We start from the raw sequence: 12847 nt of genomic DNA, 5'->3' as shown, positions 1-12847 counted from the left end.
GTTACGGGAGGGGCGTGAATATCAAAGCATGTTTGCATGAGGCGCTGGGGCACCCCATGCAACACGTAATTGGGACATAGCCAAACAAAAGGGCCCGGCAGCAGTGCCGGGCCCTTTCCATTTGCTCTCTGCTGATTGGCGGTGAGCGGCGATCAGTCCTGCCGCTCGGCCGCGTAGAGTGCGGCCCCGATAATGCCCGCCTGATTGAGACTGGCAGCGGGAATGAGTGGCGCCCGGGTCTCGATGCGATCGACAAATTTATCCAGCTTGGCGGCGCTGCCGCCCCCCAGAATGAAGAGGTCGGGGGAGAAGAGAAACTCGAGGCGCGCCAGATACTTGTTGAAGCGCTTGCCCCAGCGGTTCCAGGAGAGATCTTCCCGTTTGCGCACCGCATCGGAGCAGTAGTGCTCGGCGACCATGCCTTCCAGCATCAGGTGACCCAGCTCGGTGTTGGGCAGCAGATGGCCGTTGACGAAGATGGCGGTGCCAATGCCGGTGCCGACCGTGATGAGGATGATGACCCCTTTGCGATCTTTACCGGCGCCAAAGCGCATCTCGGCCAGACCGGCGGCATCGGCATCGTTCAGCACATAGCACGGCTTGCCGGTGACATCGGCAAACAGATGCTCGGCATCGGTTTCGATCCAGCTCTTGTCGATGTTGGCGGCACTCTTGGCAACCCCGTTGTGGATGGTGGCGGGAAAGCCGCAGCCCACCGGCCCTTTCCAGTCGAAATGTTCGACCAGCGCCTTGAGGGTATGGGCGATGGCGGCCGGGGTGGCCGGTTGTGGTGTGGCAATGCGGTGGCGCTCGCCAATCAATTCGCCGGTTTTGGTATCGACCAGACAGCCCTTGATCCCTGAGCCTCCAATATCCACTCCCAACATATGCATCTGTGTTGTCCTTGTTGTGTGCCGACCAGTTTGCAGTGACCACGCTGTTATGGGCTCTGCAGGTCGGCAGAGCATGAAAAAAGTGCTGCAATCCGGCAAGGGGCAGATCACTTATGCGTGATCCGACAGACCTTTTTCGATGCAGCGGATCAGCAAACGGGTCTTCTTGTTCTCTTCATCCTGACGCCGGGCAAGGGTGGCCAGCGCCCATTCGATATGTTCGGCCACCATGGGCTCGGCGGTAGTCAGCCCCAGTTGCAGGGCGGCGATCACCTCGGGGGTCGCCGGGCCATTGCCAAGGGCGACCGCCAGATTGCGGCGCCAGCGTTGATAGCCGATGCGGCGGATCGGGCTCCCTTCGGTCTGCTTGAGAAACTCGCTCTCGCTCCAGCGCCACAGCGCCAGCAGGGGCGGGCGGTGCAAGCTGGGGCGCGGGCTGAAGTCAGGTTCAGGGCTGGCATCGGCATAGCGATTCCACGGGCAGATAAGCTGGCAGTCGTCGCAGCCGTAGATGCGGTTGCCCATCAAGGGGCGGAACTCTTCCGGAATAGGGCCATCGTTCTCGATGGTGAGATAGGAGATGCAGCGGCGGCCATCCACCACATAGGGGGCGACAATGGCGCCGGTCGGGCAGATGTTGATGCAGGCGACACATTTGCCGCACTGCTCTTTCTCCACTGGCTGGTCGAGCGGCAGCGGCAGGTTGAGCAACAGCTCACCGAGAAAGAAGAAGGAGCCGGCCGATTCGTTGAGCAGCAGTGAGTGTTTGCCAACCCAGCCTAGGCCCGCCTTGGCTGCCAGTGGCCGCTCGAGGATGGGGGCGGAGTCGACGAAGGGGCGCCACTCACCCAAGGCCTCTTCAGTGCCTTGAAACAGCTCGGCGCAGCGCGCTTCGATGCGATCACCCAACTGTTTGAGCCGGTTGCGCAGCACCTTGTGGTAGTCGCGGCCGAGGGCATAGCGGCTGATATAGCCGAGAGTCGGATCGCGCAGGGTGGCGGCAAAACCGGCCTCGAACGGCAGGTAGTTCATCCGCACCGACAACACCCGCACCGTGCCCGGCAGCAGCTCGTGAGGGCGTGCGCGCATCATGCCGTGGCGCGCCATGTAATCCATGCTGCCGTGATAGCCCGCATCCAGCCAGGCCTGCAATCTCGGCTCTTCAATACGCAGATCGGTGTCGGTGATGCCCGCCTGGTCAAATCCTAGCTCCCGTGCCCAGAGCTTGATATCGTGGGCCAGCTGGTGGAAGTCAGGTGCGCTCATGCGGCTTGGCCTGGCCGGAGTTTGCTGGCGTGGGTCGATTGATAAGAGGCGGGAGCCGTCATGGTAGAGATCATCAGGGGCGCGTTGGGCACAAAAGAGGGGGACAGTTTACCACAGGGGCTGTGGCAGACTGAACAGATCCGCGCACTGGAGCGCAACTGGGCCGCGCGTGAGGGGCAACCTCTTTATGCCCTGATGGAGCGAGCCGGTGCCGCGCTGCGCACCTATGCCACCCTGCATTGGCCCGACAGTCGCTGCTGGTGGATTTTCGTCGGCCCCGGTAATAACGGCGGTGATGGCTATGTGCTGGCCCGTCTTGCCCGCCAGATTGGCATCGAGGTGGTGGTGATTGCCGCCAGAGCACCCGACCAGCTGAAGGGGGATGCCAGACGGGCCGCCGATGAGTGGCTGGCGGCCGGTGGTCGGGTCTGGCTGGCCGAGCAGTTTGATGGGGACCAGCACTCCGCCCCGGATCTGGTGGTCGATGCCCTGTTTGGCACCGGCGTCAACACGCCCCTCTCGCCACTACTGACAAAGATCGTCGCAACAATCAATGGCTTGGCTGTGCCCGTGCTGGCGGTGGATCTCCCCTCCGGCCTCAACGGCGATACCGGCCGTGCCATGGGGGCCGTGGTGCAGGCCACTCGCACCCTCACCTTCATCGGTATCAAGCAGGGGATGCTCACCGGCGACGGGGTGGATTGCGTCGGCCAGCTCGACTGTGATCCCCTTGGCGTGACGCCGGATGACACTATGCTGCCGGCCGCCTGGCGTATCGATTATCCACTGCTCAGCGCGCAGTTGACCCCGCGCCCGCGCGCTTCCCACAAGGGCTCTATGGCAAGATACTGCTGGTGGGGGGCAATCGCGGCATGCAGGGGGCCATCGTGCTGGCGGCCCGCGCCTGCCTGCGGGCGGGGGCCGGGCTGGTGCGGGTGTGTCAGCATCCGGAACATCCGCCGGTCAGCCTCTATCAACCCGAACTGATGAGTCTCACTACCGCAGATGACGAGGGGTGGGCGTCGGTGCGGGTCATTGGCCCCGGGCTCGGTCAGGATGAGTGGGGAAGAGCGCAAATCGCTCGTAATCTGACTGATCGGCTGCCACTGGTTTTGGACGCCGATGGATTGAATTGGCTGGCGCAATCTCCCCGCCATCAGGATAATTGGGTGCTCACGCCCCATCCCGGCGAAGCTGCGCGCCTGCTGGGATGCTCCATTGCCGACATTGAAACCGACCGGTTTGCCGCCGTGCAGGCACTGCAGCGGCGTTATGGCGGTGTGGTGTTGTTAAAAGGGGCGGGAACACTTATTTATGACGGCGAGCGGGTCGCTCTCTGTTGCGAAGGCAATCCCGGCATGGCAAGTGGCGGCATGGGCGATCTGTTATCTGGTATAATCGCCGCCCTTTTGGCCCAGGGCTGGTCTGCCACCATGGCAAGCTGGCTGGGCGCCGTGATCCACGGCGAGGCCGCAGATCAGGTCGCCGCCGACGGCGAGCGGGGCATGCTGGCGTCAGATCTGCTGCCGCTGATCCGCAAACTGGTTAATCCCGACACCATTACAAGTTAAAAAGAAGAACATGGCAAAACAGTTGATGATGACACTGCCGGACGAGGCAGCAACCGTGGCACTGGGTGGCCGTCTGGCACAGGCTTGCCAGCAGGCGACCACAGTGTTTTTGCATGGCACGCTTGGCGCCGGTAAAACCACCCTGACCCGCGGCTGGGTGCAGGGCCTTGGCCATCAGGGCAAGGTAAAAAGCCCGACTTACACCCTGGTCGAACCCTACGAGCTCGATGGCTGGCAGGTCTACCATTTCGATCTCTATCGCCTGGCTGATCCGGAAGAGCTGGAATTCATGGGCATTCGGGACTATTTTGCCGCCAACACTCTCTGTCTGGTGGAGTGGTCCGAGAAGGGCGAGGGCTGGTTACCGGCTCCCGACCTGGAAATTACCCTCACTTATGTAGGCGAGCAGCGCGAGGTTCTGATAGAGGCCCGCACTGCTATTGGCGAAGCCATTCTGGAACGGTTGTCATCTACGTGCGCTTGATCCTTGTTATTGCTCTCTCTTTGATGGCATTACCCTCCTGGGCGAATCAGCTCAAGAGCGTACGAATCTGGCCATCACCGGATAATACCCGGGTGGTGCTCGATATGAGCAGCGCCCCCAACTTCAACTATTTCACCCTTACCGGCCCGGATCGGCTGGTGATCGACCTGAAAGGGGCGAGCAACGCCGCCAATCTGGCGCGGATCGAGAACAACAGCGAACTGGTGCGCAAGATCCGCCAGAGCACGCCACTGGAGAAGGGCGGTCTGCGGCTGGTGATGGATCTCAGCTCCGCCATCAAGCCGGTGGTCTTTCCGTTGGCGCCAGCCGGACCTTATGGCCACCGTCTGGTCATCGATCTCCCTTATGAAGAGAAGCGCTCGGCGGCTGCGGTGCAATCCACGCCCGTCGGTGGCAAGGGTAAGGGGGTGGTGATTGCCATCGACCCGGGCCACGGCGGGGAAGACCCGGGCTCCATCGGCCCGCGCCGTACCTACGAGAAGCGGGTGACGTTGGCGGTCTCCCAGAAGCTGGCGGCACTGATCGATCGTGAACCTGGGATGCGTGCCGTGATGACCCGTCGTGGCGACTACTTCGTCGACCTCAACAAGCGCTCCGAGATTGCCCGCAAGGCCAAGGCGGATCTGCTGGTATCTGTGCATGCGGACAGCTTCCACAACTCCACTCCCCGTGGTGCCTCGGTCTGGGTCTTGTCGACCAACCGTGCCAACCGCGAGATGGGCAGCTGGCTGGAGAAGCAGGAGAAGCAGGGCGAGCTGCTGGGTGGTGTTGGCAAGGTGTTGGCGGAATCCGATCCCAACCCCTATCTGGCGCAGACCTTCCTCGACCTCTCCATGGACAAGTCCCGTGCCGAAGGATATGACGTCAGCCGCCAGATCCTGCGCTCCATGGGCAAGGTTGCCCGACTGCACAAGAAGGCGCCGGAGCACGCCAGTCTGGCGGTGCTGAAAGCGCCGGATATTCCCTCTGTGCTGGTAGAGACCGGATTTATCTCCAACCATGCGGAAGAGAAGCTGCTGGCCACCGCCAGCTATCAGGATCAGCTGGCCCGCGCCATCTTCGAGGGGATCCGCAACTACTACCGCGCCCACCCGACCAAGGGGGCCATGCTGACCGGCAAGGGGCAGGTTAGCCAACCTGTCGCGACCACTCGCCCTGCACCGGTAGCCCGGCAGCCGGTGAGCCAGCCCAGGCAGGCACAGTCGCAGCCGGTAGTGACCAACAAGATGCCCGCTACTGCCCGCGACGGCGGTGCTGGGAGCGGCTCCGGAGTCGGGGTGATCAAGCCTTACTCGGCGGCAGCGCAAGAGAGCGGTGCGCCGGTCAGCAGTGTGGGGGACTATGACAAATCGCGGATGCTCCGCCATGTGGTCAAACGGGGTGAGAGCCTCTCCGGCCTTGCCGAGAAGCATGGAGTGAGTCAGTCCACTCTGGTGGAGATCAACCAGCTGCGCAGCCGGGATATTCAGATTGGTCAGACTATCTATATCCCCCAGCAGGGGCAGAGCCGTAGTGCCGCCCCCGTTCGCAGTGACGACAAGTCGCAGATGATCCGCCATGTGGTCAAGCGGGGGGAGAGTCTCTCCCGCCTTGCCGAGAAACATGGGGTGAGTCAGGCTCGGCTGGTGGAGATCAACAAGCTCAAGTCGCGGGATATTCAGGTAGGGCAGGTGCTCTACATTCCGCAAAACTGACACGCGGGAGCTGGCGATACCGCTCCCGTTGTTAGCGAATACCATCAGCAAGATTGAAATTCAGGAGCAAGTGATGCCGAACCGTATATTGCCCCCTATCCTGGCCAACCAGATTCCGGTTGGTGGAGAGGTGATGGAACGGCTCTCTATCCGCAAGATTGAAATTCAGGAGTAAGTGATGCCGATCCGTATTTTGCCACCCATTCTGGCCAACCAGATTGCAGCCGGAGAGGTGGTGGAGCGGCCCTCTTCTGTGGTGAAAGAGCTGGTGGAGAACAGCCTGGATGCGGGGGCCGACCGGGTCGAGATCGACATCGACAAGGGGGGCGCCAAGCTGATCCGCATCCGTGACAACGGCTGTGGCGTCGCCAAAGATGAGCTGGTGCTGGCATTGTCGCGTCATGCAACCTCCAAGGTGGCCACGCTGGACGATCTGGAAGGGATCAACAGCCTCGGTTTTCGTGGCGAGGCGCTCGCCTCCATCAGCTCGGTCTCCCGTCTCACCTTCACCTCCCGTACTGCAGATCAGTCCGAAGCCTGGCAAGCCCAGGCGGAAGGGCGGGAGATGAGCGTCACCATCAAGCCGGCGGCCCATCCGGTGGGCACTACGGTGGAGGTGGTGGATCTCTTCTTCAATACCCCCGCGCGGCGCAAGTTCATGCGCAGCGAAAAGACCGAGTTTGCCCATATCGACGAGCTGGTGCGCCGCATCGCGCTCTCCCGCTTCGATGCCACCCTGATCCTGCGCCACAATGGCAAGGTGGTGCGCCAGTACAAGGCCGCCAATACCGTGCCGGAGCAGGAGCGTCGCCTCGCCGCCGTTTGCGGCACTCCCTTCATGCACCATGCGCTGGCGGTGGAAAGCGAACACAGCGATGTGCGTCTGTGGGGCTGGTTGGCGACCCCGGAGGGGGCAAGACCGCAAAACGACCTGCAATACACCTACGTAAACGGCCGGATGATGCGCGACAAGCTCATCAACCACGCCATTCGTCAGGCCTATGACGAGTTGTTGCCTCCCGACCGCTTCGCCGCCTATGTGCTCTATATTGAGCTGGATCCCCGTCAGGTGGATGTCAACGTCCACCCGGCCAAGCATGAGGTGCGCTTCCATCAGGCGCGGCTCATCCACGACTTTATCTTTCAGGCGCTGTTTACCGCGCTGCGCCGCGAAGGGGTGAGTGCCGCTCATCAGGACACTCCGCTGGCCGAAACTCTGGTCGAGTTGCCGGTCAGCCCGCAGATTGAATATCCCGGTCAGGCGCCACGCCCGGAGTGGTACGGTGCTGAACACAGCTACCGGGCACCTGCACAGGTGCGAGAGGGGGGCAGTGGGGCTGGCCGAGCCAACAATTATCAACCGCCCGAGCCCCCAAGCCGGGAGGCGATGCGCGGCATGGGGGCTCTGCTCACTACGCTGCCTATCGAAGCTGAGGCTGCTCCTGTGCAGCCCACCGATACAGTGCCGTCACCCAAACAGGGGGGATGTCGCGCCCTGACACTGGTGGAGCAGGCCTACCTGTTGATCGAGCGGGATAATCAGCTGGCCCTGCTTTCGCTAGTACGCGCTGAGCGTGTGCTGCTACGGCACTGGCTGCTGGAGACCTGGGGGCAGGGACTGGCGGCCCAGCCGCTGTTGCTGCCGGTCTCCTTCAAATTGCCGAAGAATCTGATCGTGCTGGTGACCGAGCAGGAACGTTTGCTGAAACGGATGGGGCTGGAGTTGAAAAGCGGGGGGCGCGACACCATGATCCTGACTCGGGTACCGGCTCTGCTGCGCCAGACCGATCTGGTGCGTCTGTTACCCGAATTGCTGCAAATTATCGAGGGCGGATCTGACAGTGATGCTGGTCAGCAGGCTGAAGTATTATGCCAATGGCTGGTGGAGCAGGGGATAAGCCGCGAGAAGATATACGATTTTTCAACTGCCAGTCGTCTGCTGACGGAACTTGTGGCCGCTCACGCTGACCAACTGACAGATATTCGCATGGTACGCCCGCTTTCATTGGCGACCGTGCTGGAGGAGTTTGAACATGGCGAGTGACTTGCCGACCACAATTTTTCTGATGGGGCCGACGGCCTCCGGCAAGACGGACCTCGCCATTGAACTGTGCCAGGCGCTGCCCTGCGACATCATCAGCGTCGATTCGGCGCTGATCTATCGCGGCATGGATATAGGTACGGCCAAGCCGACCGCCGATGAACTGGCACGTGCCCCGCACCGGCTGATCGACATTCTTGACCCCGCCATGAGCTATTCGGCAGCCGATTTTTGCAAGGATGCCCTGCGGGAGATGAAAGAGATCGCCGATCGCGGCCGCATTCCGCTGCTGGTGGGCGGTACCATGCTCTATTTCAAGGCGTTGCTAGAGGGATTGTCCCCGCTGCCCTCCGCCGATCCCGCCATTCGAGCCGGGATTGAGGAAGAGGCAGCCCGCCTCGGTTGGCAGGCGCTGCACGATGAGCTGGTACGCATCGACCCGGTGGCCGGGGCGCGGATCCACCCCAATGACCCGCAGCGACTCTCTCGGGCGCTGGAGGTCTACCGCATCAGCGGCAAGACCCTTACCGAGCTGACGCAGGTGCAGGGGGAGGGCTTGCCCTATCGGGTGCTGCAGTTTGCCATCGCCCCGAGCGATCGCGCCGTGCTGCATCAGCGTATCGAACTGCGCTTTGACAAGATGCTGCAAGGTGGCTTTGAACAGGAGGTTCGTGCGCTGATGGCGCGCGGCGATCTGACCCCGGATCTCCCCTCCATTCGCTGTGTGGGTTATCGCCAAATGTGGGACTACCTGTGCGGTGAAGTGGGGTATGATGAGATGCGTTATCGTGGCATTGTTGCCACACGCCAATTGGCAAAACGACAGATGACCTGGTTGCGCGGCTGGCCCGACGTGACCTGGTTGGAATCTGGTGAGTCTGGCAATCTCGACCGCGTGCTTGCTCGCGCTGGTGCGGCTTGACACTCCCTGTATAATCAGGTTGTTATATTGATATTCGGTGTTTAAAAACAACAAACTATAAGGAAAAGAAAAATGGCTAAGGGGCAATCTCTCCAAGACCCGTTTTTGAATGCGCTGCGCCGTGAGCGGATTCCTGTTTCTATCTATTTGGTGAACGGCATCAAACTGCAAGGTCAGATCGAGTCTTTTGACCAGTTTGTTATCCTGCTGAAAAACACCGTGAGTCAGATGGTTTACAAGCACGCCATCTCGACTGTCGTACCGGCCCGTGCCGTCAATCATCACCAGCCCACTCCGGGTGGCGCGGCTGATGAACAGGGTGATGCCGAGGCGTGATATCCCTGGGCGAGTCGACTCGCCAACTCAGATTCATCATGATTCCTGTTAAGGAGCAAGCGCTTGTTTGACCGTTATGAAGCTGGCGAACAGGCCGTTCTGGTGCATGTCAACTTCAGTGATGAGGGTGAGCGGGAGGATCTGGAAGAGCTCAAGATGTTGGTGAGCTCGGCCGGAGTCAAGGCGCTGGGGGTAATTACCACCAGTCGCAGTGCGCCCAGTGCCAAATTTTTTGTCGGCAGTGGCAAGGCTGAAGAGATCGCGTCCCAAGTCCAGATGCTGGATGCCGACGTCGTCATCTTCAACCATGCCCTGACCCCTGCCCAGGAGCGCAACCTGGAGCGTCTGTTCCAGTGCCGGGTGGTGGACCGAACCGGCCTGATCCTCGATATCTTTGCCCAGCGAGCCCGTACCCACGAAGGTAAACTGCAGGTCGAACTGGCTCAGTTGCGCCATCTTTCCACTCGTCTGGTGCGAGGCTGGACCCACCTTGAGCGTCAAAAGGGCGGGATCGGTCTGCGTGGTCCGGGTGAAACCCAGCTTGAAACTGACCGACGTCTGCTGCGGGAACGCATCAAGGCGATTTTGCGTCGGCTCGACAAGGTGGCCAAGCAGCGGGAGCAGGGACGCCGCGCCCGCAACCGCAACGAAGTGCCGACTGTGTCACTGGTTGGTTATACCAACGCCGGAAAGTCCACTTTGTTCAACCAACTTACAGCTGCCAGCGTGTATGCTGCCGACCAATTGTTCGCAACTCTGGATCCCACCCTGCGTAAACTGGTGATCCGGGATGTGGGTGATGTGATTTTGGCGGATACAGTTGGATTTATTCGACACTTGCCCCATGATCTGGTCGCGGCCTTCAAGGCGACCCTGCAGGAGACCCGTGAAGCGGATCTGCTGCTGCATGTGGTGGACTGTGCCGATGAGCAGATGCAGGAGAATATCGACTCCGTGCAGCAGGTGTTGGCCGAGATTGAAGCCGATGATAGGCCCCAGCTGATGATCTGCAACAAGATCGACAAGCTGGCGGATCGTCCGGCAGGTCTGGAGCGAGATGACGAGGGGCGCCCTTTGCGCGTCTGGCTGTCGGCCCAGACCGGTGAAGGTTGTGAGCATTTGTTTACGGCGCTGACCGAATTGCTGGCTGGCTCCATGGTGCATCACACCCTGCAGTTGCCTCCTTCTGCCGCGAGATTGCGCAGTGCGCTCTATCAGCTGAAAGGGATTGAGCAGGAAGGTTTTAGCGAGGAGGGGGATTTCGTGCTGGAAGTCCGCTTGCAAGTGGCCGACTGGAACCGCCTCGTGAAACAGGAAGGTGAGAGTTTACAACGCTTTATCAGGCATTGATTCGTTGATGAAGGTGAACCCTTAGGGGCTTCTCAACGTATGACGGCCCGGTAGAGATGATATCCATCCGCATGTATTAATGGAGACGCTGATGGCTTGGAATGAGCCTGGTAACAACGGCAAAGACCGTGACCCTTGGGGGAATAACGGCAAGAATCAGGGACCCCCTGATCTGGATGAAATGCTGCGCAAAGTGAGTCGCCGTTTCGGTGGCTTGTTTGGTGGCGGCAAATCTGGCGGCGATGTAGGTCGCTTTGGTATCTCCATCGCGCTGGTTGTGGCTGTGGTGGTGTGGGTCGTCAGCGGCTTCTACACCATTCGCGAAGCGGAGCGCGGTGCCGTGCTGCGGTTTGGCAAGTTTTCCCATATTGTCGAGCCGGGCCTGCGCTGGAAGCCGACCTTTATCGATCAGGTGATCCCGGTGGACGTCGAGTCCGTGCGTTCCCTACCTGCCTCCGGTTTCATGCTGACTCAGGATGAGAACGTGGTACGGGTCGAGATGGACGTGCAGTACCGTGTCGTCAATCCCGAGCAGTATCTGTTCAGCGTGACCAATGCCGACGAGAGTCTGGGTCAGGCCACCGATAGCGCCCTGCGCTACGTGGTGGGTCATACCCGGATGGATGACGTGCTGACCACCGGTCGTGAGAAGGTGCGTCAGGAGACCTGGCAGGTGATCGATGGCATCATCGAGCCTTACCAGATGGGTCTGCAGATCGTCGACGTCAACTTCTTGCCGGCGCGTCCGCCGGAAGAGGTGAAAGACGCGTTTGATGACGCCATCTCCGCTCAGGAAGATGAACAGCGCTTCATTCGTGAAGCTGAAGCCTATGCTCGTGAAGTGGAGCCGAAGGCCCGTGGCCAGGTGAAGCGTCTGGAGCAGGAAGCGGAAGCTTACAAATCCCAGATCGTGTTGAAAGCCCAGGGTGAAGTTGCTCGCTTCAACGAGCTGCTGCCCCAGTATCTGGCTGCCCCCGAGCTGACCCGTGAGCGTATCTATCTGGAAACGATGGAGGAGCTCTATCAGCAGGCCAACAAGGTGGTGGTCGACATGCCGGCTGGCAACAACAGCATGATCTACCTGCCGCTCGACAAGCTCTCTGGCAAGCCGAAGGCTGCCCAGTCTGATCGTGCCACTGTCGCCCCGGTCACAGAGCAGGTCCCCGTTTCCAACGAGGGTGCCAACTCTACGCCGACAATGCCGCTGCGTAGCGGTGACCGCTTCAGCTCAGGGAGAAACTGATAGATGAAAAAGCTAGCTATTGGTGCAATCGCTGTCGCGGCCATGGTCTGCTTCTCCTCTGTCTTTATCGTTGATGAAGGTCAGAAGGGGATTGTGGTGCAGTTTGGCAAGGTGAAGCGGGTTGACTCCGGTGAACCCCGCCTCTATGAGCCGGGCCTGCATTTCAAGGTGCCGCTCATCGACCAGGTTCGCAAGATGGATGCCCGCATCCAGACCATTGACAGCCAGGCCGACCGTTTTGTCACCTCCGAGAAGAAAGACCTGATCATCGACTCCTACGTGAAGTGGAAGATCGAGGACTTCTCCAAGTACTACCTGGCAACCGGTGGTGGCAACAAGCTGCAGGCTGAAGATCTGCTCAAGCGCAAGATCAACAACGGTCTGCGTTCCGAGATCGGTAACCGCACCATCAAGGACATCGTCTCCGGTGAACGCAGTACCGTGATGGAAGATGCCCTGAAGAAGATGGCACGCTCCTCCGAGCTTGGTATCAAGGTGGTGGATGTGCGGATCAAGCAGATCAACCTGCCGGTGGAAGTCTCCAACTCCATCTACCAGCGGATGCGCGCCGAGCGTACCGCAGTTGCCCGTGAGCACCGCTCTCAGGGTCGCGAGAAGGCTGAAATCCTGCGTGCCGATATCGACCGCAAGGTGACAGTCATGATCGCCGACGCCGAGAGTAACGCTCGCCAACTGCGCGGTGAAGGGGATGCGGAAGCCGCCAAGATCTATGCCGACAGCTACAAGAAAGACCCCGAGTTTTTCAGCTTCGTGCGTAGCATGGAGGCCTATCGCAAGAGCTTTGCCGGTGGCAACGACCTGATGGTGTTGAAGCCGGACAGCGAGTTCTTCCGTTACCTCAAGTCTCCTCACGGCACCAAGCAGTAATCGCCACGAGGCCACATTCAAAGGGTCTGCATTGTCAGACCCTTTTGTTTTGGCTATGTCCCAATTACGTGTTGAAAGGCTAAGCTTGAAGTAGGCCATCACCTTGAGGTCTACCATCATGGATACCCCAGCCTTTCA

The 12847-nt window shown here is 60.3% G+C and carries 10 protein-coding genes and 1 pseudogene; 9 read left to right on the top strand and 2 right to left on the bottom strand.

Annotated elements, in window-relative coordinates; genetic code table 11:
* Positions 1 to 152: 152 nt before the first annotated feature.
* Both ppgK and queG read right to left on the bottom strand, forming a co-directional pair.
* Positions 153 to 893, bottom strand: a complete 741-nt coding sequence (gene ppgK / locus ACW5W8_RS22250; RefSeq protein WP_498630484.1) for a polyphosphate--glucose phosphotransferase — start codon at positions 891 to 893, stop codon at positions 153 to 155.
* Between the two features lie 111 nt (positions 894 to 1004).
* Complete coding sequence (queG, locus tag ACW5W8_RS22245; RefSeq protein ID WP_498630482.1) at positions 1005 to 2159, bottom strand: tRNA epoxyqueuosine(34) reductase QueG; 1155 nt, start codon at positions 2157 to 2159, stop codon at positions 1005 to 1007.
* A 60-nt stretch (positions 2160 to 2219) separates the two neighbouring features.
* On the opposite strand from queG, the pseudogene ACW5W8_RS22240 reads away from it, so the two are divergent.
* From ACW5W8_RS22240 to hflC, 9 genes and pseudogenes are all read left to right on the top strand, one after another.
* Positions 2220 to 3730: pseudogene (locus tag ACW5W8_RS22240) on the top strand (NAD(P)H-hydrate dehydratase).
* 10 nt (positions 3731 to 3740) lie between these two features.
* Positions 3741 to 4214 carry a tRNA (adenosine(37)-N6)-threonylcarbamoyltransferase complex ATPase subunit type 1 TsaE gene (tsaE, locus tag ACW5W8_RS22235; protein WP_005339056.1) on the top strand — a complete coding sequence of 158 codons (474 nt, stop codon included), beginning with the start codon at positions 3741 to 3743 and terminating at the stop codon, positions 4212 to 4214.
* Between the two features lie 23 nt (positions 4215 to 4237).
* Positions 4238 to 5929 carry an N-acetylmuramoyl-L-alanine amidase gene (locus ACW5W8_RS22230; RefSeq protein WP_498630480.1) on the top strand — a complete coding sequence of 564 codons (1692 nt, stop codon included), beginning with the start codon at positions 4238 to 4240 and terminating at the stop codon, positions 5927 to 5929.
* A 178-nt stretch (positions 5930 to 6107) separates the two neighbouring features.
* A complete protein-coding gene (gene mutL / locus ACW5W8_RS22225; protein WP_498630478.1) occupies positions 6108 to 7973 on the top strand; it encodes a DNA mismatch repair endonuclease MutL in 1866 nt (621 codons plus the stop codon).
* Entirely contained in the window at positions 7963 to 8892 is a 930-nt protein-coding gene (gene miaA, locus ACW5W8_RS22220) for a tRNA (adenosine(37)-N6)-dimethylallyltransferase MiaA (RefSeq protein WP_498630476.1), read from the top strand. The genes mutL and miaA overlap by 11 nt, the downstream gene beginning before the upstream one ends.
* 72 nt (positions 8893 to 8964) lie before the next feature.
* On the top strand, positions 8965 to 9228 hold the full coding sequence (hfq, locus tag ACW5W8_RS22215; RefSeq protein WP_005339045.1) for an RNA chaperone Hfq: 264 nt from the start codon (positions 8965 to 8967) through the stop codon (positions 9226 to 9228).
* 63 nt (positions 9229 to 9291) lie between these two features.
* Positions 9292 to 10578 carry a ribosome rescue GTPase HflX gene (hflX, locus tag ACW5W8_RS22210; RefSeq protein WP_498630474.1) on the top strand — a complete coding sequence of 429 codons (1287 nt, stop codon included), beginning with the start codon at positions 9292 to 9294 and terminating at the stop codon, positions 10576 to 10578.
* Positions 10579 to 10669: 91 nt separating this feature from the next.
* Positions 10670 to 11821: an FtsH protease activity modulator HflK gene (hflK, locus tag ACW5W8_RS22205; RefSeq protein ID WP_005339041.1), complete on the top strand. Its 1152-nt coding sequence runs from the start codon at positions 10670 to 10672 to the stop codon at positions 11819 to 11821.
* Positions 11822 to 11824: 3 nt separating this feature from the next.
* The gene (hflC, locus tag ACW5W8_RS22200; RefSeq protein ID WP_005339038.1) at positions 11825 to 12709 is read left to right on the top strand and encodes a protease modulator HflC; all 885 of its coding nucleotides are present in this window, start codon (positions 11825 to 11827) and stop codon (positions 12707 to 12709) included.
* The last annotated feature ends 138 nt before the right edge of the window (positions 12710 to 12847 follow it).

Source organism: Aeromonas aquatilis (assembly GCF_054052405.1).
This window is presented reverse-complemented; position numbering and strand designations above follow the sequence as displayed.